Here is a 26,652-nt window from a genome sequence, read left to right on the forward strand (position 1 = left end):
CAGTTTTGAGGTTGTAGATGAAACTGACGAAGTCAGCTCAAAACATGATTTTGAGGTTGTAGATGAAACTGACGAAGTCAGCTCAAAACATGGTTTTGAGGTTGTAGATGAAACTGACGAAGTCAGTGATCATATCTACGGTAAGGTGACGCTGACGTGATTTGAAGAGATTTTCGAAGAGTATAAAAACTAAAAAAGCAGACCATCTAAGCCTGCTTTACTATTGATTCTTATATAAATTTCCTGTGAACAAGGAAAGGCAATTATGATAACTATTCTTCATCCATGCTCAAGACGCTGAGGAAGGCTTCTTGTGGGACTTCAACTGATCCGATAGCTTTCATACGCTTCTTACCAGCTTTTTGTTTTTCAAGGAGTTTACGTTTACGAGAAACGTCACCACCATAACATTTGGCAAGTACGTTCTTACGAAGAGCCTTAATATCAGTACGAGCCACAATCTTGTGTCCAATAGCTGCTTGAATTGGCACCTCAAATTGTTGACGAGGAATAATTTTCTTGAGCTTATCAACGATAAGTTTCCCACGTTCGTAGGCAAAGTCCTTGTGAACGATAAAGCTGAGGGCATCCACCTTGTCTCCATTGAGAAGGATATCCATTTTGACCAGCTTAGAAGGGCGATATTCTGACAATTCGTAGTCAAAACTTGCATAACCACGAGTTGAAGACTTAAGCTTATCAAAGAAATCAAAGACGATTTCAGCAAGTGGAATTTGATAGATGACATTGACACGGTTATCATCAATATAGTCCATAGTCACAAAGTCCCCACGCTTGCGCTGAGCTAGCTCCATCACTGCTCCGACAAACTCCTGTGGTACCATGATTTGCGCCTTAACATAAGGCTCTTCAATGGTCGCAATCTTAGTTGGGTCTGGAAACTCAGATGGGTTAGACACATCCATTGACTCACCGTCGGTCAAATTAACCTTATAGATAACGGATGGAGCTGTCATGATGAGGTCGATGTTGAACTCACGTTCCAAACGTTCCTGGATAACATCCATATGGAGAAGTCCAAGGAAACCACAACGGAAACCAAATCCAAGTGCCTGCGATGTTTCTGGTTCAAACTGCAAGCTTGCATCATTCAGTTGCAATTTTTCAAGGGCTTCACGCAGGTCATTGTACTTGTTTGATTCGATTGGATAGAGACCCGCAAAGACCATCGGATTCATCTGTTTGTAGCCATGTAATGGCTCTGCCGCAGGATTGGTTGCCAAGGTAACGGTATCACCCACACGAGTATCCTGAACCGTCTTGATAGAAGCCGCAATATAACCAACATCACCAGTAGCAAGGAAATCACGACCAACTGCTTTCGGCGTAAAAATACCGACTTCGGTCACATCAAAGGTCTTACCATTGCTCATAAGCTGAATCTTATCTCCAGGTTTAACCACCCCATCCATGACACGCACTTGGAGAATAACCCCACGGTAGGCATCGTAAACAGAGTCAAAAATCAAGGCCTTCAGTGGTGCCGTCACATCACCCGTTGGTGCTGGTACTTTTTCTACGATTTGCTCAAGGATTTCTTCAATCCCAATACCAGCCTTGGCAGAAGCCAATACTGCTTCACTGGCATCCAAACCAATGACATCTTCAATCTCCGTACGCACGCGCTCTGGATCTGCAGCTGGCAGATCAATCTTGTTAATGACTGGCATGATTTCCAAATCATTATCCAAAGCCAGATAAACGTTGGCAAGAGTTTGAGCCTCAATTCCTTGAGCCGCATCAACCACCAAAATAGCACCCTCACAGGCAGCTAGCGAACGCGAAACTTCATAGGTAAAGTCAACGTGCCCCGGTGTGTCAATCAAGTGAAAAATATAAGTTTCCCCATCTTTGGCAGTGTAATTCAACTCGATGGCATTCAACTTAATGGTAATCCCACGTTCCCGTTCTAGATCCATGCTATCCAAAAGCTGAGCCTGCATTTCACGACTTGAAACCGTCTCTGTTTTTTCCAAAATGCGGTCTGCTAGAGTCGATTTCCCGTGGTCAATATGGGCGATAATAGAGAAGTTACGGATCTTCTCCTGTCGTTTTTTCAATTCTTCTAAGTTCATGATTCTCTTCCTTTCAGGGTATCTATTTATTATAAATTGTTTTTGATATTTTGACAAGACCATACCCTGCTAGGAGTACTAATCTTCAGCGACAAAGCCGTCATTTTCAATAAAGTGATGTTCTGTCATTCCTTGGTCAGTAAAGACAATCCCGTGAAGGACACCACCATAGACAGCTCCTCCGTCCATCCCAATCTTACCATCTTCTGTAGTCCAAAGCTCAGCTGTACCTCGGTCTTGCTTTAACAAACCATAAACCGGTGTATGACCAAAGACAATGGTTTTTCCAGTATGATTTTCTGCTTCGTGGAATGGTTTTCTAAGCCATACTTTCTTGTAATCTGTGGTTTCATGCCAGTCGTCTAAGGTCAAATCAATACCTGCGTGCACAAAGATATACTTATCTGTCTCTACCACAAACGGCATTTGACGAATAAATTCGACCAAGTCTGCCGCTTCAGTAGCAACACGCTTGGCATCTTCTACTCCATCAACCGGTGCATCCAAGGGACGACCTAGGATAGAGTTAATAGTTGTATCACCACCATTGCGACGATAGTGGTCATAGCTTTCTTCTGGGTTATCGAGCCAAGTCAAAAACATATACTCGTGGTTTCCTGACAAACAGATTGCCCCTTGATTATGGACCAAGTCCTTAACCATCTCTAGGACACGGCGACTATCTTCACCACGGTCAATCAAATCCCCTAGAAAGAGCAACTGGGTCTGACCATCCCATGTTTTGAGAAGGTCTTCTAGCATCCCTGCTTTCCCATGAACATCTCCAATTACATAATAGTCTGTCATCTTATTTCTCCCTGTTTCTCAACAATTCTCTGGCTTGCGTCAGGGCTGCTTCCGTCACATCATCACCTGCCAGCATCTTGGCAACTTCTTCCACTCGCTCTTCAACCGTCAAGAGACGAACAGTTGAAACCGTTGAATGGTCATTACTAATCTTCTCAATAAAGAATTGATAATCTGCAATCGCAATCACTTGTGGTAAATGGGAAATAGCTAGAACCTGCCCATGCTGACCAATTTTATGAATCTTCTGCGCAATAGCTTGGGCTACACGGCCTGAAACTCCCGTATCCACTTCATCAAAGACTATGCTGGTCTTGCCTTCTTTACGTGAAAAGGCAGACTTAATGGCTAACATGAGACGAGATAATTCCCCGCCAGACGCCACCTTGACCAAGGGTTTAAAGTCTTCTCCAGGGTTGGTTGAAATGTAAAACTCGACCATTTCATTGCCCTCACGACTGAATTTGCCCTTGCTAAAACGAACCTGAAACTGAGCTTTTTCCATATAGAGGTCTTGCAGTTCTTGTTTAATCTCTGCTTCGAGCTGCTGAGCCAAGTCATGACGAGCAGAGGCAAGCTGACCTGCCAAATCAATAAGATTGACTTCTAATTTCTTGAGCTCTGCTTCCATGTCCTCAGATGAAAGGTTATTACCTGTCAAGAGATTATATTCTTCTGTAATCTTAGCAAAATAAAGCAAGACATCGTCTACAGTCCCACCATATTTACGCGTAATAGTATGAAGGAGATCCAAACGATTCTCAACCTGCATGAGACGATTGCCGTCAAAATCAAGGTCCTCAATAATAGCTTCCAGACGCTTGCTAATATCTTCTAAGACATAGTAGGTCTCAGACAGAGAGCTTGAAATTTCACGGTATTCAGGGTCATAATCTTCGACACTTTCCATATCATTCATGGCCGAACGAACATTGGCCAAACTTGAAAAGTCTTCATTGTCCAACATGCTGTAGGCATTGGTCAGTGTATCCACAATATTTTTATGGTTGAGGAGTTTATCTCGCTCTTGGTTGAGAGCTAGATCTTCTCCCGCCTGCAAGTTTGCTGCCTCAATCTCTGCCATTTGAAATTCCAACATTTCAATACGAGCCTTATGTTCCTGTTGGTTTTTCTTGACTTCCAGAACCTGCTTACGCATTTTTCGATAGGCATCAAAACTCGTCTGGTAGGTTTCTTTTAAGTCCCAAAAAGCTGCATCGCCAAATTCATCCAACATCTGGATGTGCAATTGAGGACGCATTAACTCCTCTTGGTCATGCTGACCATGAATATCCACCAGATGTTGCCCAATAGCACGCAAGACAGACAGATTGACCATCTGGCCATTCACACGGCTGATACTACGACCATTTTGTAGAATTTCCCGACGGATGATAATTTCATCACCTAATTCTAAACCTTGCTCATCAAAAATTTCCTGTAAAAGGCGACTATTCTCAACTGAGAAAAGTCCCTCAATCTCTGCCTTTGGCGCGCCATGACGAATAACATCTGTCGTAGCACGAGCTCCCAACATCATATTCATGGCATCAATGATAATCGACTTCCCTGCACCCGTTTCACCAGTCAGAACAGTCATCCCCTTTTCAAAATTGAGGGAAATAGCCTCAATAATGGCAAAGTTTTTTATCGAAATTTCAAGTAACATATAGACCTACCAATTTTTTACTTGTTCAAAGATTTCCTCAGCTAGACTTTCACTTCTGGCAATGACTAAAATCGAGCTATCATCAGCCAAACAGCTGAAAATCTTATCAGCAAAAGTCTCGGTTAACTGAGCTTTTACAAAAGCTGTATTTCCTGGAATAACTTGGAGATTGATCATCTTATCCATCAATTGAGCCGATTCAATATTGTCTTCAGCCAGTTGCAAACTTTTCACGATTGATTTTGGTAATTCGTAGACATAGGTGTTGTCTCTCAAAGGAATTTTGACAATACCTAGTTCTTTGATATCTCGGGATACCGTTGCCTGAGTGGCAGTGATGCCTGCCTCTTTCAAATGTTCTACAATTTCTTCTTGCGTACCGATTTGATAATCTGTCACAAATCGTCTAATTTTTTCAAGTCTCTCTTTTTTATTCATTTTTAAATTGACTATGCGCCCTCTCTACTACTTCTTCAATCTCAGCAAGAACCTGATTACTTGCTGACTCTTCTTTTTTCAAATATGCTAAAAACTCAATATTTCCATGTCCACCTTGGATGGGAGAAAAGTCCAAGCCAAGAACTGAAAAACCTTCCTCTACTGCCATAGCTGTGACAGATTCAAGGACATTCTGGTGAACCTTGGCATCTCGAATAATTCCATTTTTCCCAATCTGCTCACGTCCTGCCTCAAATTGGGGCTTAACCAGAGCCACGACCTGACCTTGAGCTGCCAAGACTCGGTGCAAGGCTGGCAGAATCAGACTGAGAGAAATAAAACTCACATCAATACTGGCAAAGCTCGGTTCCTGCTCGAAATCAGTCTTTTCAGCATAGCGAAAATTGAACTGCTCCATACTGACAACTCGTGGGTCTTGGCGTAATTTCCAAGCCAACTGATTGGTACCAACATCGACTGCAAAGACCAACTCGGCACCATTCTGCAACATAACATCGGTAAATCCTCCAGTAGAAGCCCCAATATCAATCGTTGTTGCCCCATCCACTGATAAATCAAATACTTGCAAGGCCTTTTCTAATTTCAAGCCACCACGGCTGACATACTTGAGTTTTTCACCCTTAAGTTTTAGCTCGGTGTCGTCTGGGATTTTCTCTCCTGGCTTGTCAAAACGTTCTCCATTCAGGACTGCTACGACTAGACCAGCCATGACACCGCGCTTAGCCTGTTCTCGCGTTTCAAACAAGCCCTGTTTATAAGCTAGTACATCCACTCTTTCCTTAGCCATTGATTCTCAAACTTTCTACTACTTTTACAATCGATTCTATCTCAAAGGGAATCTGCTGGGCAATTTCTTCTAATTTGGCATTAGCTTGATCCAAGGTTTGGTTACAAAAGGCAATAGCCTCTTCCAAGCCCAACAAGGCAGGATAGGTTGACTTTTCAGCATGCAAATCCTTTTGTGGTGTCTTGCCAATTTCTTCAAAACTAGCTGTCACATCGAGTACGTCATCTCGAACTTGAAAAGCAAGCCCAATCAATTCACCTACAGTTTTCAGTTTTGCCTGCATCTCAGGTGCCAATTCGGCTATAATAGCAGCTGCTTGGAAGGGATAAGCTAGTAATTTTCCAGTCTTATTAGCATGAATAGTCTGAAGTTCTTCCAAAGACAAATGCTGGTGTTCACCTTCCATGTCCAAAACCTGCCCAGCCACCATACCCAAACTTCCTGATGCAAGAGATAAATTGGCAATCAAGTCCACCTTGATCTGACTTGACAAATCTGCCTGCGCTATCAAGGCATAAGGATCTAGGAACAAAGCATCTCCAGCCAAAATGGCCATAGCTTCACCGAATTTCTTATGGTTGGTCAAACGCCCTCGACGGTAATCATCATCATCCATGGCAGGAAGGTCATCGTGAATCAAACTCCCTGTATGGATCATTTCCAAGGCAGCAGCCACCTGCGCATGTGCTGGTTTAATAGCCACCTGCAAGGCTTCCAGGACTTCTAACAAGAGAAAGGGGCGAATACGCTTGCCACCAGCATGAATGGAATAGAGAACAGATTCTCGCAAACTAGAGGCAAACTGCTGGTCTCCATAAAAGTCTTCCAAAGCAGACTCAACAAGAGCTAATTTTTCTTGCTTCTTCATTCAAAATCACTTTCTGTTCCATCTTCTTGCATAACCTTGACCAAGGTCTTTTCTGCCTTGTCCAGCGTCGCTTGGAGCTCTTTTGACAAGACCATGCCCTTTTGAAAGGCAGCAATCGCATCTTCCAGAGCAATTTCACCATTTTCCAAACTTTGGACGATGGTTTCCAGTTCTGCTAGATTTTCCTCAAATTTCTTTTGTTTTGACATCTTTAACCTCTAATTCTACTTGACCATCTCGCATCAAAAGCGTCACTTGGTCTTTTTTCTTCAAACTCTCAACCGAATCAACTACGGACTCTTCTTTTTTGACAATAGCATAGCCACGCGCCACGATTCGACTGGTATCCAACATCAGAAGTGCTTCTGAAAGTCTCTTAACCTCAGCAACCTTGGCATCATAAACCAGCGCCATTTGGCTACGGAGAAGCTTGTCCAACTGACCTAGACGGTCTTGATAGCGTTGGATTTTGGTAACGGGTGATAATTGTACCAGTCGATGCGTCCTTGCTTGAACTACTTGTTTGTTATCAGAAATCCGTGTTCGCAAACTTTGTTTTAAGCGCAGTTGCAGTTGATCCAAGCGTTGCAAATAACCGTCATACAAGCGCTCTGGCTGTCTAAAGATAACAGACTGACTGCATTTTTTCAAAGCTTCTTGTTTCTTCGATAGGACATTTCGGACTGCTGTTGCCATCCGTTTTTCTTGATTTTGCAAATGAGCTAATAGATCCAACTTGGTCACAGGTGTTGCTAGTTCAGCTGCAGCTGTTGGTGTCGCAGCGCGGCGATCTGCCACAAAATCAGCTAAAGTCACATCTGTCTCATGTCCTACACTAGAGATAACTGGCAAACGAGATTCAAAAATAGCTCGTACCACAATTTCTTCGTTAAAGGCCCAGAGATCCTCAATGGAACCTCCACCACGACCAATAATCAACAAATCCAAATCGTCCCGTTGATTAGCGCGCGCAATATTTCGAGCAATTTCTTCCGCAGAACCCTCACCTTGAACCTTAGTTGGATAAAGTAAGATATCGACACCTGGAAATCGCCTGCTGACGGTCGTGATAATATCTCGAATAACGGCTCCACTGCGACTGGTTACTACACCAATTCTCTTAGAAAATTGGGGCAGAGGTTGCTTGAACCTCTCTTGAAACAGGCCTTCTTCTGTCAATTTTTTCTTGAGTTGTTCAAACTGAATCGCAAGCGCCCCAACCCCATCAGGCTCAGCCTTTTCTATGATGATGGAGTAGCTACCACTTGGTTCGTAGACCTGTACACGCCCAATCACATTGATTTTCATCCCTTCTTCTAGGTCGAAGCCTAATTTCTGATAAATTCCAGACCAGATGGTCGCTTGAATAACTGCATGGTCATCCTTTAGGGAGAAATATTGGTGAGTAGGTCGTTTACGAAAGTTGGAAACTTGACCAGTTAAATAGACCCGTTCCAAATAAGGGTCTTTATCGAATTTCATTTTCAGATACTTGGTCAAAGTTGTTACCGATAAATACTTTTCCATCTCCACCTACTATTCATTTTCTTGCTCTTTCATAGGTATTATTATACCAAAAATATGCCTAAAAATCTTCATTTATGTACCATTATGAAGGAAAAATAAATAATAGGTTTACAACAAATATCTGACAGCTTATGGCATAAGAAAACGAGTATCTCCAATTACGGATATACTCGTTTTTTTGATATTTTAAAAGTGAACTTTTGCCTTCTGCTTAAACCTTTTCGACAAAACCTTGATAACTATTTGTTACTTTCATCTTTACGTTTAGTAAACACAAAGAATGATGCTAAAGTTGTTAATAACCCAACCACAATCATACTCATGTCCGACGCACTCCCCGTACGTGGCAATGTTGGTTTTTCCTCTTTTGGTGGCTCAACTAGTTTCGTTGGTATCTCCTCTTTTGGTGTCTCAACTTGTTTTGTTGGTTTCTCCACTTTTGGCGGTTCAACTGGTTTTGCTGGTGTCTCCTCTTTTGGTGGTTCAACAGGTTTTGCTGGTGTCTCCTCTTTTGGTGGCTCCACTGGTCTCGTTGGTGGCGTTGGTTCTTTCAAGTCAGGCTTAACCGGTGGGGTTGGAGCTTTTGGTTCTTTCAAGTCAGGTTTCACTGGTTTTTCTTTATCGAACTTGTTTGGTTCTTTTGGAGCAACTCCTAATGGTGTTGGTTCTTTAAGTTCTGGTTGTTTTGGTTCAACTGGTTTCGTTGGTGGCGTTGGTTTTGGTGTTTCAACCAATTCTAGTTTCGGTTTCACATCAATATATTCGTCAACGATAGCCGTGTTGATTCCGAATAATTGAGTGAATGGGACGGTTGCACCAAATTCCAAATAGAAGCCATCTTCTGTCACTTTTATAACACCTGCACCTTTGTATTTGTAAGGTGATTCTTGGTTATCCCATACCGGGTTTCCACTGTTAATTTCATCTAATGTTTTATCGGCATAAAATCCATCATCATGTTTATAGACAAAAGATTCATTCAATTTGATAAATGAAGCATTATGAATAGCATACACAATTTCACGATAGGTACTAGGCCATGTATTCACATTGGATCCATATTTGTTAGTCATATAATCTTTGACTTTTTTGAAACCATCTTTTTTGTACTCTTCTTCATCTTTTACGTATGCTGTTTTCAATTCTGCTTTTTTTGTATTCCACTCTTGACGTTTGGAAGGGTCACTCAATAATCCGCCGGGTTTTGATGCTGTTTCGAGGTCTACGTTATACAGTTTCTTAAATTCGTCATTTAAGTATTCGTCATAAACTCCTGATTTCCCATAGAATTCCTTAAACATATCCTTATTGTCTGCGAAATAATACGAATTGTCACTATAACCATGCCATCCTGTATTCATAGAACTCACTGCAAACATAACTGGTTTTTCTTTTGTTGGAATCACTTTCGTTCCATCTTCAAGATATAGAGTTGGTTTCATACGAACTCTTGTACTATATCCATGTTTTCTGAAATCACCATAGATTGATACTGAAATAGTTGGATCGTAGGCAGGAGAAATTTGCATTGTATCAACAGAACTACCAGTCTCTAAGACAGTGTATTCATAATCAATACGTGTGACTTTTTTCTTATCGTATGTGGTGTTCTCTAAGTTTGTGTAAGTCACGGTAAACGGTCTATCTTTTTTGGCAATGACAGGATATGTGGGTCTTTGCCGTATTCTCGATAACCTGTTACTGTTTCATCCCATCGTTTGATGATCTTATCTGTCAAATTATTTTTTGCTAATGCTTCATCTGATAATTGGTCGCTACTCAACTTTTTATGATTTAGTTTCCAAAAACTTCCGTCTTTCTGAGTATATTTCAACATTGCTAAAGCACCAGTATCACCAGTATCTTTAACTTCTATGCTGATTTTAGCATTTGGTTCTTTAACGAAAATCAAATAGTTTTTTTCTTCGCTTGCAAAACGACCTGGTTTCTTCGATTCTTCTTCGAATTTTTTCAATTTTTCGTTATATTCTGCTCTACGTTTATCGTTTTCAATTTTATCAGCAGCTTCATTAGATTTAACTTGTTTATTGTATTCTGCAAGTTTTGTATTGTATGTTGCGAGTTTAGCGTCATAATCAGCTTTGGCCATATTATAGTCAGTTTGAGCTTTGTCATAGGCCGCTTTATCTTTTTCATATTGTGCTTTTTTAGCATCCCACTCAGCTTTAAGTTTTTCGTATTCAGCTTTTACCTTGTCCGCCTCAGCTTTTTGTTTATTGTATTCCGAAAGGTCACTTTCGTATTTTGTAAGTGTCTCTTTATTTGTAGCTAACACTTTGTCATATTCAGCCTTCGCCTTATCGTACTCAGCCTTGTCCGCTTCATATTTAGCCACACTTTCATTGTAGGCTTTAAGTTCTGCTTCATATGCTTTCTTATCTAATTCATATTTTGTTGTTTCTGCCTTATACGTAGTTAAAGCCTTGCCATAACTATCAAACTCGTTTTGTTGAATGTTTGAAGATTGGTCAGAAGCTTCAACTGTATGCACCCCAAATAAGATAGCAGAAGTTAAGCATGCACTTGCTAATCCAAATTTTACTGAGTTTTTGTTCATATTACTCACTCTTTCTTAGAACGATTTAGAGAAAACTTAGTTTCTTTTGATTATTTATATTCCAAACTTAATACATATACAATAAATTTACTTAAATCTAATTCATCTGTTTATTTGCTGTTTCGAGCTTCTTCCAAAATCTTTGCAATCTTGGTCGTCAACAGGTCAATAGCAACTGTATTGCTAACCCCTTCAGGAATGACAATATCAGCATAACGCTTGGTCGGCTCGATAAACTGATGATACATGGGTTTGACCACACCTAAGTACTGGTCAATAACGCTATCAAGGCTACGGCCACGCTCTTCCATATCACGCTTGATACGACGAATAATGCGCACATCATCATCCGTATCCACAAAAATCTTGATATCCATCAAATCGCGCAGGCGCTTGTCCTCCAAGACCAAGATCCCCTCAACGATAAAGACATCTTGAGGCTCCTGACGATAAGTCTTGCTACTCCGTGTATGCTCTGTATAGTCATAAGTCGGAATGTCCACCGGACGCCCTGCCAACAATTCCTTAATCTGCTCGATCATCAAGTCTGTATCAAAGGCAAAAGGATGGTCATAGTTGGTTTTGACACGCTCTTCAAAGGTCAAATGAGACTGATCCTTGTAGTATGAATCATGCTCAATCATGGAAATCTTTTCATCAGGGAAATACGATAAAATGGCTCTTGAAACACTGGTCTTACCTCCACCAGAACCACCTGTCACTCCGATAATGATTGGTCTATTTTGCATGCTATCCTCCGTTTTTTTATCCGTCGTCTATTCTATCACATTTTTTGCAAAATTTATAGTCTGATTTGGATAGTCTAGGGGAAACAATTCCATCCCCACACTCCAGTTAGACTAGCTAAAAACCTTCCTTGGCTTATAGAGATTGTCCCGTTTTTCTAGAATGGCTAGCAATTTATCATCTTCAAAGGCAGCTAATTCTTGTTCTGTTTGGTCGAGCTCGATAAAACGACCAAAGCGTACTTCTGTAGCCTGTTCTGGACTTAGGCAAACTTTGACAAGGTCGCCTGTCCCAATCTCTAGAGGATGAAGAAAGTCCAATTTACCAGCCTCCACTTTTTCAGCAATTTCTTCCAAGGTAAGAGCGTCTTCTAGCTGCAAACCTGCAGCACTTGTTCGTGTCAAATGAGACATATGAGCCGCATAGCCCAATTTTTCTCCCAAGTCAACCGATAATGTACGGATGTAAGTCCCCTTACTGCATTTCACACGAAAAGTAAAGCGTGCAAGATGACCCTCATAAGAAATCGGACTTGTCCGCTCAAATTGATAAATGGTCACCTGACGTTCTGGACGTTCCACTTCCTGACCAGCACGCGCATACTCATAGAGTTTGCGACCATTAACCTTAACAGCTGAATACATAGGTGGAATCTGGGTAATAGGCCCAGTCAAACTAGCGATTGCTTCATCAACAAGCTTTTTATCCAAGGGCGATAAAACAGGTGTCTCCGCGACCACTTCCCCACTGGCATCCTCAGTCGTCGTGGAATAGCCGAGAGTGATTTCCCCCTCATAGACCTTGCCCTCATCCTGCATAAACTCGACCATGCGTGTCGCCTTGCCAACCGCAATAGGCAAAACGCCCACTACATCCGGATCCAAGGTCCCACCATGACCAATTTTCTTGGTTCCCAAAATCTTACGCAGTTTAAAAACCGCATCATGCGAGGTCATCCCCGCTTCTTTTTTTAAGTTGATAATACCGTTCATATCTTGTTTTCTCACTCCCCCTTCAGCGCTTCAAACTTCGCTTTCATGGTTGGATTTTTTCGAGTTAGTTTTTTTACTGAAACGTCTTCCAATTTATTGTTTGCGAGACGGAGTTGGTTTTCAGATGTGGTTAGGAATTTCTTAACCTCTTCCATACGTTTGATAGCCTTGTCGATTTCATCGATAGCTTTACCAAAGTTGGTCGAAGCTGAGTTGTAGTTCTTGGCAAAGGCCTGTTTAAAGGCATCCAAGTCTTCTTCAAAATGTGTGATGTCAATATTTTGTTCGCGAACCAAGGCCAACTCTTGCTTGTATTTAAGGGAATTAAGAGCCGCATTTCGCAAAAGCCCAATCAACTGGATAAAGAACTGAGGACGAACCACATACATCTTTTCATACTCGTGGCTAACATCAACAATCCCTGTATTAAAGTAGTCATTATCTGCCTCTAACATAGTAACCAAAACCGCATATTCACAGTTCTTTTCACGACGATCCTTGTCCAATTCCTTGTAGAAGTCCGCATTCTTGTGCTTCTTCTCTGTTCCGTCCGCTTCATTTTTCATCTCAAACATGATGGAAATGATTTCGACACCATTTTCATCACATTCACGGAAGATAAAGTCCCCCTTAGACCCGCGCGCAGAGACCTTGTTATCCTTCTCAAAGTAAGCATTTGGAAAGGCAAAACTACGGACCTTGTTAAACTCACTCTCTGCATACTGTTCCAGGCTTTCCCCAATCGCTTTTGTAGATTGTTGGGCTTTGAAATTCTTATAAAATTCGACTTGTTCACTGGCTGCTTTGAGCTGGGCTTCATAGTTTTGTTTAACTGAAGCAAGAGAGAGTTCGTTTTCTTTTTCTTGCAAGAGAAGCTGATTTTTAACCTGATCTCGCTCTTTTTCTAGGTCAGAGAGGGTCTTCTGTAGTTGATTTTCATGCTCTAAACGCAACGTGGCCAATTGGTTTTCCAAGGCCTGTACTTCCTTGTCCTTAGCCAATAAGGCCTGATGGCTTGTCTGTTCAACCTCTTTCTTGGCCAATTCTTTTTCTGTATCAAAGTTTTGGATTTGACTCTGTAATCGCGCAATTTCTTGGTCTTTTTGAGCTAGTTTAGACTGTTGTTCATTCATGACCTTTTGCTCAGCCAAGGCCAGTTCCTGCTTCATCCGATCGTGCAATTCCTTATCAAACTCTGCAGTTCTCACTTGGGATAAAAGTTCAGCATACTGGCTCTCATTTACTGTAAAGACTTCCCCACAGTTGGGGCATTTGATTTCGTTCATATCGTTCCTCTTTCTAGACTTCTGTAACCATTATATCATGCCTGAGGGAAAATCAAAAACAGTGAGTCAAAACCCACTGTTTATCTTCTTTTACTTTAAATTTTTTCCAAGGCCAAGCGCAAATCTTCGATCAAATCATCTACATTTTCAAGTCCGATTGACAAACGAATTTGATTTGGTGTGACACCTGCTGCTTCTAGGTCTTTTTCTGACAATTGACCGTGAGTGGTTGTTGCTGGATGGACAACAAGCGATTTAGCATCTGCCACATTTGCAAGAGCAGAGAAGATTTCTAAATGATCAATTACCTTGCGTGCTTCTGCCTCCCCACCTTTGACATGGAAGGTAAAGATTGAACCCACACCTTTTGGCAAATATTTCTCAGCCAAGGCATGATAAGGACTGTCTGCAAGTTTTGGATAGTTTACCTTTTCTACCTTAGGATGGTTGACAAGAAAATCAACAATTTTCTCAGCATTTTGCACATGGCGTTCCACACGAAGAGAAAGGGTTTCCAGTCCTTGAAGCAAGAGGAAGGCATTAAATGGCGACAAGGCTGCACCTGTATCACGAAGCAATTGAACACGGACAGCGATAATAAAGGCTGCTGCACCCACATCACGAGTATAGCTCAAATTGTGGTAGCTTGGGTCTTCCTCAACAAATTGAGGGAATTTTCCTGAAGCTGCCCAGTCAAAACGACCACTATCGACAATCACTCCTCCAATAGTCGTACCATGCCCACCGATAAACTTAGTCGCAGAGTGAATAGCAATATCTACACCGTGAGAGAAGACGTTAATCAAATATGGTGTAGCAAAGGTATTGTCAGAAACAAGAGGAATCTGGTGTTTATGAGCAATCTCAGCCAGTTTTTCTAGGTCTGGAATGTTAATCAAGGGGTTGCCCAAGGTTTCAATCAAGACAAGCTTGGTATTGTCATTGATAGCTGCTTCTACTTCATCCAAATTATCCACGTCCACAAAGGTTGTTGTGATCCCATAACGAGGAAGGGTTTCTTTCAAGAGATTGAAAGTCCCACCGTAAATAGTTGATGCTGCCACTACATGGTCACCTGCATGAGCAAGAGCCAAAATCGTATAAGTCACTGAGGCCATACCTGATGCTGTTGCAAGAGCTCCGACACCACCTTCGAGAGCTGCAATTCTTTCTTCAAAAGCAGCCGTTGTAGGATTTGTAATACGAGTATAGATATTACCTGGTTTTCTCAAGGCAAACAAATCGGCACCTTCCTGCGTGTCATCAAAAACAAAGGATGTTGTTTGATAAATCGGCACTGCACGAGACTTAGTTGCTGGATCCACAACTTGACCAGCATGCAATTGTAAGGTTTCAAATTTAAAATCACGAGTCATAAGGCGACCTCCATATAGTTTGATTAAGGATATTGTAGCACTATCGACCTATCTTGACTAATACCTCTTTTCTATATTTTGATATAAGAAGTGGCTATTACTTCTTACGAAATCGAAAAAAGCACGACTCAATCGTGCTCATTTTCTTAATCTACATAAGTATCTTCGTTTTTATTGAGGAAGGCATATGGAAGACCCATCAAGAGGCCTCCTCCGATAAAGTTTCCGATGAAGGTTACACCCCAGTGGCGAAGCATATTTCCAACACCGAAGTTAGCAATTGAATCAGCAGCAACACTGAATTTCACAATCGCGAAAGAAGCAAAGTTCGCCGCAATGTGCTCGTTTGTTAAGAATACAAACATGTAAATCGCTGACAACACAAGCCAAAGTTTGGCACCACCATCTTTGACCAAAACAAATGAAAGAATCGCAATATTTACGAAAATATTTGCCAAAATCGCCTCAAGCAAGATTAATTCATTTGAACGGCCTAACTTCATCTCAACAACCCCTGAGATGAAACTATCGTGAGTGAGATGTGCATAGGCTGCTGAGTGGGCAAAGCCCCAACCTGCTATCAAGGCTCCGATGAGGTTGAACAAGGTACAGTAAAGTAAAATCTCAGCTGTTTTTCTCCAAGAGATTTTTTTCAAGAAACTACCAGCAGTCAAGAACATCATGTTTGATGTTACCAACTCGGCATTCAAGAAAACAATGTAGGCCAATCCCCAAGCGAAGACAAAGGGGAAGAGGAAACGTCCACTACCTGGTGCAATTTTATTAATCAAGTCAGCCCCAACTGCACCAGCAGCTGTACTGAAGGTTAAAAATGCACCTGCGAACATAGAACGAATCGCATACTTAAATTTGCTTTGACTATAGAGACTTTCCTTCTTCTTGCAAGCAAGTTCAATCTTTGATATAAATTCTGAAGAAACCATAATAAACTCCTAAATCTTTTTTCTTGATAATTATATCACAAACTTTGGATTTTAGGAAGCGTTTTCTGTATTTCATAAAAGTTTATTTTTATGAAAATCTAAAAAAAATCAGTGAAATTCTGGATTTCACTGATTTGTACTAATAAAATTGTTTATATGGTTGATTGAAAGCTGTTAGGATTTCATCAGATGTTTGTGAATAATCTTTTGTTTCTTTCAAATCACCTTTTACAATAATACGTTCTGTAGCAGCAAGGTCTTCACAGGTTACTAATGTAATCTCATTGACCCCATCTCTATCATCAACTTCATCAACACGATCCGGTGTCACACGTTTGACTTCACGGATTTCATAGGTATAAACTTTATTTTTATCGGTTAGATAAATCTTCATACCATTTTTAGCATTATCTAAAGGAGAAAATAACATTTTATTAGCATTATCAACCCCAAAAATATGATGACTAGCTAGACTATAATTTCCTTCTCCCATTACTTGCTCGCGTTTCATTGTACCAGCGCCGTAGAAGAGATTAACATTATCAAGTCCTTTAAAAATCGGCAAATTCATTTCCAATTCAGGAATTGCAATTCCCCCAATAACTGGTAATTTTTGAGCATCCCATTGAGAAGCTAGAACAGCTTCCGAAGAAATCGCTTTGACCGAATCAAAATCAAAATTTCCTTCTGTATCCTGATTTTCTTCTATTTTTTCTTTTGATACCTGGCTAACTTGATACTTATTGGTATTCCAGACCATGAAAATATTTCGAATTTGCGCATTAAAAATCAAAACCAGTGACAGTACTATCAGAAATCCTGCTAGGATATTTGTCAGCAGATTTTTTCGTTTGTTTTTCTTTTTATTATTTTTTTGAGACATTATGCTTCACCTTCTGTTTCATTTTCCGTCCCAACTTCTTCTTTTTCTGCCGCTGCAACCGTTGTGAAGGTCACTATCTGAGCATCTTGATCCAGGCGCATTACTTTAACTCCCATAGTTGCGCGTCCTGTTTGTGAAATATTGGCAAGATTGGTTCGAATCATGACACCTGTATCAGTGATAATCATCAAATCCTCATCCCCTTGAACAGTCATAAGACCGGCCAGCAAGCCATTTTTTTCGGTAATTTTAGCTGTCTGCATTCCCTTACCACCACGACCTTTAGTTGGGTATTCAGTAGCGACTGTACGCTTACCATATCCTTTTTCTGTGATAATAAGAACCTCATCTTGATCAGTAATCAAGCTGGCACCAACAACTGTATCTCCTTCACGAAGGTTAACACCTTTCACACCTGTGGCGATACGACTCATGCCGCGAACGGCTGATTGATTAAAGCGAACTGCATAACCAAACTTGGTACCAATGATAATATCCGTATCTTCTTCTGTCAATAAGACATTGATTAACTCATCTTCATCCTTGAGGTTCAAAGCCTTGAGACCATTCTGGCGAATGTTAGCAAATTCCTTAACACTGGTTCTCTTCACAATACCGTGACGGGTTGTAAAGAAGAGATAAGCATCATCACTGCGATCAGACTCAACATTGATAACCGTCTGAATACTTTCGTCTTCATCCAATTTCAAGAGATTGACTACTGGTAGCCCTTTGGCAGTTCGACCATACTCAGGAATTTCATAGCCTTTCAAACGATAAACTCGCCCTTTATTTGTGAAGAAGAGCAGATGATCATGGGTACTAGTTGACACTAACTCACGAACAAAGTCGTCATCTTTCACTCCCGTTCCTTGGACACCACGACCCCCACGTTTTTGAGCAGTGAACTCATCCTGATCCAAACGCTTAATGTAGCCTCTGTTAGAAAGGGTAATCAAGACATCCGATTCTTCAATCAAATCTTCATCTTCAAGACTCAAGACTTCACCGACCATCAACTCTGTACGGCGTTTATCGGAAAATTTACGTTTAACTTCATCCAATTCGTCTTTGATGATTTGAGAAACACGTTCAGGCTTAGCAAGAATATCCGCCAAATCCGCAATCAGAGCCAAGAGGTCATCATACTCAGATTGAATCTTATCGCGTTCCAAACCTGTCAAACGACGAAGACGCATATCAAGGATGGCCTGACTTTGACGTTCAGAAAGCTTAAATTTACTCATCAACTCAGCTTGTGCTTCCGCATCCGTTTCACTAGCACGGATGATACGAATCACTTCATCGATATGGTCCAGCGCAATTAAGAGACCTTCTAAGATATGAGCGCGTGCTTCCGCTTTTTCTTTATCAAAACGTGTACGACGAACAACCACTTCTTTTTGGTGCTCGATATAAGCATCCAAAATCTGACGAAGGGACAAAATCTTCGGTACACCATTTTGGATAGCAAGCATATTAAAACCAAAGTTGGTTTGCATTTGGGTCATCTTAAAGAGGTTATTGAGGATAACATTGGCTGAGGCATCGCGCTTGACTTCAATAACAAATCGAACACCTTCACGGTTTGACTCATCACGTACTGCTATGATGCCCTCAATCCGTTTTTCCTGAACCAAACGAACAATATGCTCATGTACCTTGGTTTTGTTGACCATATAAGGAAATTCTGTTACAACAATGCGCTCACGGCCAGTCTTAGTTTCTTCGATTTCAGTACGAGAACGAAGAACAATAGAACCTTTACCTGTTTCATAAGCCTTATGAATGCCTGATTTCCCCATGACAAGGGCACCTGTTGGAAAATCTGGACCAGGCAAGACTTCCATCAAGTCCTTGGTAGTCACTTCAGGATTGTCCATGACCAACTTCACTGCATCAATGGTTTCACCCAGATTATGAGGGGGAATATTGGTCGCCATCCCAACGGCAATACCAGTTGCTCCATTGACCAAAAGGTTTGGAAAACGTGCAGGCAAGACCAAGGGTTCCCGTTCATTGGCATCATAGTTATCGACGAAATCAACCGTATTCTTATTGATATCTCGAAGCATTTCTAGAGCAATCTTGCTCATACGTGCCTCAGTATAACGCTGAGCGGCAGCACCATCACCATCCATGGAACCAAAGTTCCCATGACCATCTACAAGCATGTAACGGTAGCTCCACCATTGAGCCATGCGGACCATGGCTTCATAGATAGAGGAATCCCCATGTGGGTGGTATTTACCCATGACATCCCCTGTAATACGAGCAGATTTTTTATGAGGTTTGTCTGGAGTAACACCCAATTCATTCATTCCATAGAGAATGCGACGGTGAACAGGTTTCAAGCCATCTCGAACATCAGGAAGAGCCCGGGCTACGATAACACTCATGGCGTAATCGATAAAGCTCGTCTTCATCTCCTTTGTCAGATTGACATTCACTAAATTTTTATCCTGCATTAATAAATGCCTCATTTCACAATTAGTAAGTAACAACATTATACCATAAATTCCCATCTATTTCAGCCTCTAACCCACTAAAACGTTTACATCGAGAACTATAAGGCATATTCGTGACAAAGTTTTTTAAAAGTGATAGAATGAAGTTGTCTGGGGAAAATCCCCTAATAAAATTAAGGAGATGTTTAGAACAATGACTTCAACTAAACAACACAAAAAAGTTATCCTTGTCGGTGATGGTGCTGTAGGTTCATCTTACGCTTTTGCACTGGTTAACCAAGGAATTGCACAAGAGCTTGGAATTATCGAAATTCCACAATTGCATGAAAAAGCTGTTGGTGACGCGCTTGACCTTAGTCACGCCCTTGCCTTCACTTCACCTAAAAAAATCTATGCAGCTCAATACTCTGACTGTGCAGACGCTGACCTTGTTGTGATCACTGCAGGTGCGCCTCAAAAACCAGGTGAAACTCGTCTTGACCTTGTAGGTAAAAACCTTGCTATCAACAAATCAATCGTAACTCAAGTTGTTGAATCAGGTTTCAAAGGTATCTTCCTTGTTGCTGCTAACCCAGTTGACGTTTTGACTTACTCAACTTGGAAATTCTCTGGTTTCCCTAAAGAACGTGTTATCGGTTCAGGTACTTCACTTGACTCAGCTCGTTTCCGTCAAGCACTTGCTGAAAAATTGGATGTGGATGCTCGTTCAGTTCACGCCTACATCATGGGTGAACACGGTGACTCTGAGTTCGCTGTTTGGTCACACGCAAACATCGCTGGTGTAAACCTTGAAGAATTCCTTAAAGACACTCAAAATGTTCAAGAAGCTGAATTGATTGAATTGTTCGAAGGTGTTCGTGATGCAGCCTACACAATCATCAACAAAAAAGGTGCAACATACTACGGTATCGCAGTAGCCCTTGCTCGTATCACTAAAGCAATCCTTGACGACGAAAACGCAGTACTTCCACTTTCAGTATTCCAAGAAGGTCAATACGGAGTTGAGAACGTCTTTATCGGTCAACCAGCTGTTGTTGGTGCACATGGTATCGTTCGTCCAGTAAATATCCCATTGAACGACGCAGAAACTCAAAAAATGCAAGCATCTGCTAAAGAATTGCAAGCTATCATTGACGAAGCATGGAAAAACCCAGAATTCCAAGCAGCTTCAAAAAACTAATTTAAATAGAAATAACTCCTTGAGTACTCAGGGAGTTGTTTTTTCTGTATTATAGTAGATTGAAGTTGAAATAGCACCCTGTTACTCTAAAACGTTGTTATAAAATGCTTTAAATTCCTAATTGATTTGTTCAGATTTTATTTCATTTCTCTATAAAACTCATAGTATCAAGTTTTTATACCTGATAATATGCGTTATATTGTGTCAAAACTTACTTGATTTCTCCTCAACTCAAACTTTGTCTCATCTTTATTTTTATTATGTTTTTTCAAGCAAATCTTGTATCATCCGATGCAGTTCTTCGATTTTCTCAGATTGCTTCTCTAGTAATATTCTCTGACTAGACAATTCATCTTGAAGTTTATCAAGTTTTATCTGTTCATCTGGATTATCCTTTACAAAAAAGTTCGTCAAAGCACTTGTTAGCATCCCTATTGTTCCAATACCGACAAGCATCAGTAAAACTGCTAGCCATTTCCCAAAAAGGGAAACTGGAACAATATCACCATAACCTACAGTGGTTACTGTAACAAGAGCCCACCAAAGACTATCGGAGAAAGATTTTTCTTCAACAACGGATAAAATCGAACTCCCTAGCAATACAATAAAGAAATTGAGATAAAGAATATAAAGTAATCCATTTGTCCGTAAGAATCTACTAATTTTTCTTTCTAATTTACCTGTAAGTCCAATTATTCTAAGTAAACGAGTCAGTTTCAGTAATTTTGTCAGCCTTGCTAGGCGAAAGATACGCCCTAATCGAAATATTGTAAAAATAGCATTCAAAGGGAGAATAGCCAATAAATCAAAAATATTTTCAAGAATAAAGCGCCATTTTCTTTTAGTAGTAAAAAAGCGCCAACTATAATCAATTACAAAAACACCCCAGATTACTAAATCAATAATACTATAAGGCGGATTGTCCAAATCAATCATCTCAGCAAATCCAAGCAATACCAGAATAACAGAGATTAAAGCAAGTAAAATAATCGTTGTGTCATAATAATCCTTAAATAACCATTTTCTTTTCAAATTTTTACTATCCTTACTTTCTATACTGTTATTACTCAGCTTTAATTCAATAAATATCTCTCCGATGACCAACTTCTAGAGTAGCAACGACTAATTCATCATCTACAATTTGTACGATAACTCGATAATTACCAATTCTATAGCGCCATTGACCAACTCGATTACCAACCAAAGCCTTTCCGTGTCGTCTTGGGTCTTCCAAAACATTGGTTTGTAAATAGTTTGTAATTAACTTCTGCGTATAACGATCCAATTTTTTCAATTGCTTGATGAAACGTCTTGTCGGAACTAATTTATACAAATTATTCATCCTCCAAGCCTAAATCATGCATCATTTCTTCCCAAGTAATAGGTTCAACTCCTTTTTCCAAGTCGTCTAAATACTCTTGATAGGCTAAATCTGCTACACGAGCGTCGTATTCGTCTTCTAGAGCTTCGAGAGTTTTGGTGCGGATCAGTTCCGACAGGGAAACTCCTTCAAACTTAGCCATTGCTTTCATAAATGTTTTATCAGCTTCAGAAACTTTTAATGTAATAGTAGCCATCTTTTGTGCTCCCTTTTTTAATGGTAACACCATTGTATTACTTTTTAGGTGTTCAGTCAATATAAAAAGAACACCTTATCAGCGTTCTTTCTATATATCTGTCAATGGTGTTGCGGTATCTGGTGAGGTATCATAAACCTTAAAGTCTACTCCAACTCCCAGATCAGCTTGTGCTAGCTGATTGACCATGGTCATGTGAGCCAGCTCCTTGATATTGTTTTCCTTAGACAAGTGACCAAGATAGATTTTCTTAGTGCGATTTCCTAGCGTCCGAATCATGGCTTCGGCACCATCTTCGTTAGAAAGGTGACCCAGATCTGATAGGATTCGTTGTTTGAGTCGCCAAGCATAAGATCCTGCTCGCAAAATTTCTACATCATGGTTGGACTCGATAAGATAGCCGTCCGCATTTTCGACAATCCCTGCCATACGGTCACTAACATAACCTGTATCTGTCAAAAGGACAAAACTTTTATCATCTTTCATAAAGCGATAGAACTGCGGTGCGACTGCATCATGGCTTACACCAAAACTCTCGATGTCGATATCTCCAAAGGTTTTGGTTTTGCCCATCTCAAAGATATGCTTTTGCGAAGAATCCACCTTGCCAAGATACTTGCTATTTTCCATAGCCTGCCAAGTCTTTTCATTGGCATACAAATCCATACCATACTTGCGAGCTAACACACCTACTCCATGGATATGATCTGAATGCTCATGGGTAATCAAGATGGCATCCAAGTCTTCTGGTTTGCGGTTAATTTCAGCAAGTAGGCTAGTAATCTTTTTGCCAGACAAGCCTGCATCCACTAAAAGCTTCTTTTTTGGGGTTTCCAGATAAAAGGAATTTCCACTGGAACCTGACGCTAAAATACTATATTTAAAGCCTATTTCACTCATTCTAGTCTTCTACTTCATCCTCCCATACTTCTTCTTTCACTGCATCCTTATCATAAGGGAGCACAATTGTGAAAGTTGATCCCTTACCGTATTCACTCTTGGCCCAAATAAAGCCATTATGTTGTTTGATAATTTCTTTGGCAATAGATAGTCCCAAACCTGTACCACCTTGGGCACGACTTCTAGCACGATCCACACGATAAAAACGGTCAAAGATACGTGGTAAATCCTGCTTAGGAATCCCCAAACCATGGTCAGAAATGGATAAAATCATCTGGTCTTCAGTTGTCTTCATTCTGACAGTGATTTTACCCCCATCTGGCGAATACTTAATGGCATTATTTAAAATATTGTCGACAACCTGCGTCATCTTATCTGTATCAATTTCCATCCAGATAGAATTGATAGGATAATCTCTCACCAACTCATATTTTTTCTCCTTTTCCTGTCCTTTCATCTTGTCAAAACGATTGAGGATAAAGGTAATAAAAGCAGTAAAGTTAATCAGTTCCACATCCAGATGACTGGTCACATTGTCAATCCGAGAGAGATGAAGGAGATCCGTTACCATGCGCATCATACGGTTGGTTTCATCAAGAGAAACCTTGATAAAGTCTGGTGCTACAGTTTCACACAAAGCCCCCTCATCCAAGGCTTCAAGATAAGATTTAACACTGGTTAAGGGTGTCCGTAACTCATGGCTAACATTGGAAACAAAGAGTCTCCGTTCGCGTTCCTCCTTTTCCTGCTCAGTCGTATCATGCAAAACAGCAACCAGACCCGAAATAAAGCCAGACTCTCGACGAATCAAGGCAAAGCGAACACGAAGGCTCAGATACTCACCATTAGCATCCTGGGAATCAATAATGAGCTCAGGAATTTGGGTAATCAAATCACGAAGTTCATACTCATCTTCAATCTTAAGCAACTCTAGGATACTCTGATTGAGAACATCTTCTTTCTGAACACCTAGCTGTTTCTTAGCCATGTCATTAATCATGGTAATCTTGCCACGACGATTGGTCGCAAGAACTCCGTCTGTCATGTAAGAGAGGATACTGTGTAAGCGTTTACTCTCTTGTTCCAGATTTTCTTGGGTTAGACGAATTACTTCTGATAAATCATTGAGATTATTGGTAATATTAGTGATTTCAGAGCTTCCCTGCATATCCAATACCTGAGAATAATCTCCTGCAATCAGGTCTTTTACCTTTTGATTTATTTGCTTCAACCGAATATTATCCCGACGATTTTCTAGTAAGAGCAAGGTCACCACTAAAATAAAGCCAAGTAGAATGAGGATAAAGATAAAATCTCTGGTTAAAACTGTGTCTTTAATTAGTTTAATCATTATTTCTCATATAATAACCAACACCGCGACGTGTTAGAATATACTCTGGACGACTTGGTGTGTCTTCAATCTTCTCACGCAGACGTCGGACAGTCACATCAACTGTACGGACATCACCAAAATAGTCATAACCCCAGACAGTCTCAAGTAAGTGTTCGCGCGTAATGACTTGACCTGTATGCGATGCCAAATGATACAAAAGCTCAAACTCACGATGGGTTAAGTCTAGTTCTTCGCCATATTTTTTAGCCACGTAGGCGTCTGGAACAATTTCTAAATCCCCAATTTGGATAGGTTGAGGTTTACTTTCTGCTTCCTGCCCATCTACTGGCATAGGTTGAGAACGACGCAGCAAAGCTTTAACACGCGCCTGCAACTCACGATTGGAGAAGGGTTTTGTCACATAGTCATCTGCCCCAAGCTCCAAACCGATGACCTTATCAAATTCGCTGTCTTTAGCCGACAGCATGATAATAGGTACACTACTGGTCTTGCGAATGGTCTTAGCAACTTCTAAACCATCAATTTCTGGAAGCATCAAATCCAGAATAATAATATCTGGCTGCTCTGCTTCATATTGCTCTAGCGCTTCACGACCATTAAAAGCAGTTACAACCTCGTAACCTTCCTTGGTCATATTAAACTTGATAATATCTGAGATTGGTTTCTCATCATCTACAATTAGTATTTTTTTCATATGTTCACCTTTTTCTCTACTATTATACCAAAAAAATAACAAGAAGACACAATAGCTAGTCTTTGCTACTGTCTAAGTTGGCTTTTGCATAAGCCTGCCAGATTTTTTGTTGGGGTTTGGCAAGTGGGTAATTCTTAAACTCTTCTGGTGAAAGCCAGCGAACTTCCCTATCTGAAAAATCATGGAAATCACTCACCTGACCTGCTACAATTTGAACATGCCATTTACGATGGCTAAAGACATGCTTGACAGTCTCAAAATAAACATCAAGCCAAGCAACATCTAGGTCATAGTCCTGCTGGAAACTCTCCTCTGGACTGGGACCAAAGTTCACATTGTCTTCTGCAACCTGATGAAAGAGGTCAAACTGCTCCTCTTGCGAAAAGTTATCAACTTCTATCAATGGGAAATGCCAAAAACCTGCCAATAGCTTTTCACTTTCATTTTTTTCAAGCAAAAATTGTCCTTGAGAATTTTTCACAATTAAGGCTTTAAGATAAATAGGAACTGGCTTTTTCTTTGGTGCCTTAATTGGATAACGCTCCATGCTTCCATTCTGATATGCCGCACTAAAGTCCTTCACTGGACTGTCTTCTGGTCTAGGATTAACTGGCGCCTCAATATCAGACCCCAAGTCCATCAAAGCTTGATTAAAATCACCTGGACGTTCTGGATCAATCAGGATTTCCATCATTGCCTGAAAAATTTTGCGATTACTTGGAATCCCAATATCGTGATTGACTTCAAACAGACGCGCCAAGACCCGCATGACATTACCATCGACCGCTGGCTCAGGCAAGTTAAAAGCGATACTGGAAATGGCTCCTGCTGTGTAAGGGCCAATCCCTTTCAAACTGGAAATTCCTTCATAGGTATTTGGAAATTGGCCACCAAAATCAGTCATAATCTGCTGAGCTGCAGCCTGCATATTACGAACTCGAGAATAATAACCCAAACCTTCCCAAGCCTTCAGCAAACGCTCTTCAGGCGCATTCGCCAAACTTTCCACTGTTGGAAACCAGTCCAAGAATCGTTCATAGTAAGGGATAACTGTATCCACTCTGGTCTGCTGGAGCATGATTTCAGATACCCAGATATGATAAGGATTTTTACTTCTACGCCACGGTAAATCTCGCTTGTTTCCATCATACCAGTTGAGGAGTTTCTCACGAAAAGAAATGACTTTCTCCTCTGGCCACATGGCGATACCATATTCTTTCAAATCTAACATATCTCTAGTATAACACAGAAGACTCTAACTGTCCTTTTCCTAGTATTAAAAAGCCCCTTCCCAAGGGAAAGAGGACTAATACTCAATAAAAATCAAAGAGCAAACTAGGAAGCTAGCCACAGGTTGCTCAAAACACTGTTTTGAGGTTGTGGATAGAACTGACGTAGTCAGCTCAAAACACCGTTTTGAGGTTGCAGATAGAACTGACGTAGTCAGTAACATCTATACG

Annotated in this window: 25 protein-coding genes; 1 reads left to right on the forward strand and 24 read right to left on the reverse strand. The window is 40.7% G+C overall.

The features are described from left to right. Positions 1 to 272: 272 nt before the first annotated feature. The 17 genes from lepA to gyrA form a co-directional block, all read right to left on the reverse strand. Positions 273 to 2,096 carry a translation elongation factor 4 gene (lepA, locus tag WKI42_RS00330; RefSeq protein ID WP_001047207.1) on the reverse strand — a complete coding sequence of 608 codons (1,824 nt, stop codon included), beginning with the start codon at positions 2,094 to 2,096 and terminating at the stop codon, positions 273 to 275. Between the two features lie 78 nt (positions 2,097 to 2,174). After that, the gene (locus WKI42_RS00335; RefSeq protein ID WP_368080879.1) at positions 2,175 to 2,903 is read right to left on the reverse strand and encodes a metallophosphoesterase family protein; all 729 of its coding nucleotides are present in this window, start codon (positions 2,901 to 2,903) and stop codon (positions 2,175 to 2,177) included. Between the two features lies 1 nt (position 2,904). Then, positions 2,905 to 4,572 (reverse strand): DNA repair protein RecN, encoded by a 1,668-nt coding sequence (gene recN, locus WKI42_RS00340; protein WP_368080880.1) that lies wholly within the window; start codon positions 4,570 to 4,572, stop codon positions 2,905 to 2,907. A 6-nt stretch (positions 4,573 to 4,578) separates the two neighbouring features. Then, entirely contained in the window at positions 4,579 to 5,010 is a 432-nt protein-coding gene (locus WKI42_RS00345; RefSeq protein ID WP_050238300.1) for an arginine repressor, read from the reverse strand. Then, complete coding sequence (locus tag WKI42_RS00350; RefSeq protein ID WP_368080881.1) at positions 5,003 to 5,818, reverse strand: TlyA family RNA methyltransferase; 816 nt, start codon at positions 5,816 to 5,818, stop codon at positions 5,003 to 5,005. The genes WKI42_RS00345 and WKI42_RS00350 overlap by 8 nt, the downstream gene beginning before the upstream one ends. Continuing rightward, complete coding sequence (locus tag WKI42_RS00355) at positions 5,811 to 6,686, reverse strand: polyprenyl synthetase family protein (RefSeq protein ID WP_368080882.1); 876 nt, start codon at positions 6,684 to 6,686, stop codon at positions 5,811 to 5,813. Before WKI42_RS00355 ends, WKI42_RS00350 begins: the two co-directional genes overlap by 8 nt. After that, positions 6,683 to 6,895, reverse strand: coding sequence for an exodeoxyribonuclease VII small subunit (locus tag WKI42_RS00360; protein ID WP_000043226.1), 213 nt, complete (start codon positions 6,893 to 6,895; stop codon positions 6,683 to 6,685). The genes WKI42_RS00355 and WKI42_RS00360 overlap by 4 nt, the downstream gene beginning before the upstream one ends. Beyond that, a complete protein-coding gene (gene xseA / locus WKI42_RS00365) occupies positions 6,873 to 8,213 on the reverse strand; it encodes an exodeoxyribonuclease VII large subunit (protein WP_368080883.1) in 1,341 nt (446 codons plus the stop codon). Before xseA ends, WKI42_RS00360 begins: the two co-directional genes overlap by 23 nt. Positions 8,214 to 8,452: 239 nt before the next feature. Beyond that, positions 8,453 to 9,844, reverse strand: a complete 1,392-nt coding sequence (locus tag WKI42_RS00370; RefSeq protein WP_368080884.1) for a GbpC/Spa domain-containing protein — start codon at positions 9,842 to 9,844, stop codon at positions 8,453 to 8,455. Further along, entirely contained in the window at positions 9,841 to 10,791 is a 951-nt protein-coding gene (locus WKI42_RS00375; RefSeq protein WP_368080885.1) for a hypothetical protein, read from the reverse strand. Before WKI42_RS00375 ends, WKI42_RS00370 begins: the two co-directional genes overlap by 4 nt. 110 nt (positions 10,792 to 10,901) lie before the next feature. Further along, positions 10,902 to 11,540, reverse strand: coding sequence for a uridine kinase (udk, locus tag WKI42_RS00380; RefSeq protein WP_261076053.1), 639 nt, complete (start codon positions 11,538 to 11,540; stop codon positions 10,902 to 10,904). Between the two features lie 111 nt (positions 11,541 to 11,651). Further along, the gene (gene truB / locus WKI42_RS00385; RefSeq protein ID WP_368080907.1) at positions 11,652 to 12,530 is read right to left on the reverse strand and encodes a tRNA pseudouridine(55) synthase TruB; all 879 of its coding nucleotides are present in this window, start codon (positions 12,528 to 12,530) and stop codon (positions 11,652 to 11,654) included. An 11-nt stretch (positions 12,531 to 12,541) separates the two neighbouring features. Then, the gene (locus WKI42_RS00390) at positions 12,542 to 13,816 is read right to left on the reverse strand and encodes a DUF2130 domain-containing protein (RefSeq protein ID WP_368080886.1); all 1,275 of its coding nucleotides are present in this window, start codon (positions 13,814 to 13,816) and stop codon (positions 12,542 to 12,544) included. A 95-nt stretch (positions 13,817 to 13,911) separates the two neighbouring features. Continuing rightward, the gene (locus WKI42_RS00395; RefSeq protein ID WP_368080887.1) at positions 13,912 to 15,192 is read right to left on the reverse strand and encodes an O-acetylhomoserine aminocarboxypropyltransferase/cysteine synthase family protein; all 1,281 of its coding nucleotides are present in this window, start codon (positions 15,190 to 15,192) and stop codon (positions 13,912 to 13,914) included. A 146-nt stretch (positions 15,193 to 15,338) separates the two neighbouring features. Further along, positions 15,339 to 16,136: a formate/nitrite transporter family protein gene (locus tag WKI42_RS00400; RefSeq protein ID WP_368080888.1), complete on the reverse strand. Its 798-nt coding sequence runs from the start codon at positions 16,134 to 16,136 to the stop codon at positions 15,339 to 15,341. A gap of 139 nt (positions 16,137 to 16,275) precedes the next feature. Then, positions 16,276 to 17,019, reverse strand: coding sequence for a sortase SrtA (gene srtA, locus WKI42_RS00405; RefSeq protein ID WP_164226230.1), 744 nt, complete (start codon positions 17,017 to 17,019; stop codon positions 16,276 to 16,278). Continuing rightward, a complete protein-coding gene (gyrA, locus tag WKI42_RS00410; protein ID WP_368080889.1) occupies positions 17,019 to 19,487 on the reverse strand; it encodes a DNA gyrase subunit A in 2,469 nt (822 codons plus the stop codon). Before gyrA ends, srtA begins: the two co-directional genes overlap by 1 nt. A gap of 193 nt (positions 19,488 to 19,680) precedes the next feature. On the opposite strand from gyrA, the gene WKI42_RS00415 reads away from it, so the two are divergent. Next, positions 19,681 to 20,667 (forward strand): L-lactate dehydrogenase, encoded by a 987-nt coding sequence (locus WKI42_RS00415; protein WP_000204726.1) that lies wholly within the window; start codon positions 19,681 to 19,683, stop codon positions 20,665 to 20,667. A gap of 258 nt (positions 20,668 to 20,925) precedes the next feature. Here the strand turns inward: WKI42_RS00415 and WKI42_RS00420 are convergent, their stop codons facing one another. The 7 genes from WKI42_RS00420 to mutY form a co-directional block, all read right to left on the reverse strand. Then, the gene (locus WKI42_RS00420; RefSeq protein ID WP_368080890.1) at positions 20,926 to 21,699 is read right to left on the reverse strand and encodes a potassium channel family protein; all 774 of its coding nucleotides are present in this window, start codon (positions 21,697 to 21,699) and stop codon (positions 20,926 to 20,928) included. 46 nt (positions 21,700 to 21,745) lie between these two features. Then, the gene (locus WKI42_RS00425; protein WP_001809704.1) at positions 21,746 to 22,000 is read right to left on the reverse strand and encodes a type II toxin-antitoxin system RelE family toxin; all 255 of its coding nucleotides are present in this window, start codon (positions 21,998 to 22,000) and stop codon (positions 21,746 to 21,748) included. Position 22,001: 1 nt separating this feature from the next. Continuing rightward, positions 22,002 to 22,244 carry a type II toxin-antitoxin system RelB family antitoxin gene (relB, locus tag WKI42_RS00430; protein ID WP_194252029.1) on the reverse strand — a complete coding sequence of 81 codons (243 nt, stop codon included), beginning with the start codon at positions 22,242 to 22,244 and terminating at the stop codon, positions 22,002 to 22,004. 90 nt (positions 22,245 to 22,334) lie between these two features. Beyond that, entirely contained in the window at positions 22,335 to 23,144 is an 810-nt protein-coding gene (locus tag WKI42_RS00435; protein ID WP_054384038.1) for an MBL fold metallo-hydrolase, read from the reverse strand. A gap of 1 nt (position 23,145) precedes the next feature. Further along, positions 23,146 to 24,495, reverse strand: a complete 1,350-nt coding sequence (vicK, locus tag WKI42_RS00440) for a cell wall metabolism sensor histidine kinase VicK (protein WP_368080891.1) — start codon at positions 24,493 to 24,495, stop codon at positions 23,146 to 23,148. Continuing rightward, positions 24,488 to 25,192 carry a response regulator YycF gene (gene yycF, locus WKI42_RS00445; protein WP_368080892.1) on the reverse strand — a complete coding sequence of 235 codons (705 nt, stop codon included), beginning with the start codon at positions 25,190 to 25,192 and terminating at the stop codon, positions 24,488 to 24,490. The genes vicK and yycF overlap by 8 nt, the downstream gene beginning before the upstream one ends. A gap of 55 nt (positions 25,193 to 25,247) precedes the next feature. Continuing rightward, the gene (mutY, locus tag WKI42_RS00450; RefSeq protein ID WP_368080893.1) at positions 25,248 to 26,423 is read right to left on the reverse strand and encodes an A/G-specific adenine glycosylase; all 1,176 of its coding nucleotides are present in this window, start codon (positions 26,421 to 26,423) and stop codon (positions 25,248 to 25,250) included. Positions 26,424 to 26,652 lie beyond the last annotated feature (229 nt).

The organism is Streptococcus pseudopneumoniae (assembly GCF_038148935.1).
GTDB lineage: Bacteria > Bacillota > Bacilli > Lactobacillales > Streptococcaceae > Streptococcus > Streptococcus pseudopneumoniae_U.

Bases quoted from the DNA above. Each gene is read 5' to 3' on its own strand.
- WKI42_RS00375 (WP_368080885.1), bottom strand. From the start codon at position 10,791: ATGAACAAAAACTCAGTAAAATTTGGATTAGCAAGTGCATGCTTAACT.
- lepA (WP_001047207.1), bottom strand. From the start codon at position 2,096: ATGAACTTAGAAGAATTGAAAAAACGACAGGAGAAGATCCGTAACTTC.
- yycF (WP_368080892.1), bottom strand. From the start codon at position 25,192: ATGAAAAAAATACTAATTGTAGATGATGAGAAACCAATCTCAGATATT.
- vicK (WP_368080891.1), bottom strand. From the start codon at position 24,495: ATGATTAAACTAATTAAAGACACAGTTTTAACCAGAGATTTTATCTTT.
- WKI42_RS00350 (WP_368080881.1), bottom strand. From the start codon at position 5,818: ATGGCTAAGGAAAGAGTGGATGTACTAGCTTATAAACAGGGCTTGTTT.
- WKI42_RS00360 (WP_000043226.1), bottom strand. From the start codon at position 6,895: ATGTCAAAACAAAAGAAATTTGAGGAAAATCTAGCAGAACTGGAAACC.
- WKI42_RS00435 (WP_054384038.1), bottom strand. From the start codon at position 23,144: ATGAGTGAAATAGGCTTTAAATATAGTATTTTAGCGTCAGGTTCCAGT.
- xseA (WP_368080883.1), bottom strand. From the start codon at position 8,213: ATGGAAAAGTATTTATCGGTAACAACTTTGACCAAGTATCTGAAAATG.
- WKI42_RS00335 (WP_368080879.1), bottom strand. From the start codon at position 2,903: ATGACAGACTATTATGTAATTGGAGATGTTCATGGGAAAGCAGGGATG.
- WKI42_RS00395 (WP_368080887.1), bottom strand. From the start codon at position 15,192: ATGACTCGTGATTTTAAATTTGAAACCTTACAATTGCATGCTGGTCAA.
- WKI42_RS00400 (WP_368080888.1), bottom strand. From the start codon at position 16,136: ATGGTTTCTTCAGAATTTATATCAAAGATTGAACTTGCTTGCAAGAAG.
- WKI42_RS00345 (WP_050238300.1), bottom strand. From the start codon at position 5,010: ATGAATAAAAAAGAGAGACTTGAAAAAATTAGACGATTTGTGACAGAT.
- relB (WP_194252029.1), bottom strand. From the start codon at position 22,244: ATGGCTACTATTACATTAAAAGTTTCTGAAGCTGATAAAACATTTATG.
- gyrA (WP_368080889.1), bottom strand. From the start codon at position 19,487: ATGCAGGATAAAAATTTAGTGAATGTCAATCTGACAAAGGAGATGAAG.
- WKI42_RS00355 (WP_368080882.1), bottom strand. From the start codon at position 6,686: ATGAAGAAGCAAGAAAAATTAGCTCTTGTTGAGTCTGCTTTGGAAGAC.
- WKI42_RS00390 (WP_368080886.1), bottom strand. From the start codon at position 13,816: ATGAACGAAATCAAATGCCCCAACTGTGGGGAAGTCTTTACAGTAAAT.
- truB (WP_368080907.1), bottom strand. From the start codon at position 12,530: ATGAACGGTATTATCAACTTAAAAAAAGAAGCGGGGATGACCTCGCAT.
- mutY (WP_368080893.1), bottom strand. From the start codon at position 26,423: ATGTTAGATTTGAAAGAATATGGTATCGCCATGTGGCCAGAGGAGAAA.
- srtA (WP_164226230.1), bottom strand. From the start codon at position 17,019: ATGTCTCAAAAAAATAATAAAAAGAAAAACAAACGAAAAAATCTGCTG.
- udk (WP_261076053.1), bottom strand. From the start codon at position 11,540: ATGCAAAATAGACCAATCATTATCGGAGTGACAGGTGGTTCTGGTGGA.
- WKI42_RS00415 (WP_000204726.1), top strand. From the start codon at position 19,681: ATGACTTCAACTAAACAACACAAAAAAGTTATCCTTGTCGGTGATGGT.
- recN (WP_368080880.1), bottom strand. From the start codon at position 4,572: ATGTTACTTGAAATTTCGATAAAAAACTTTGCCATTATTGAGGCTATT.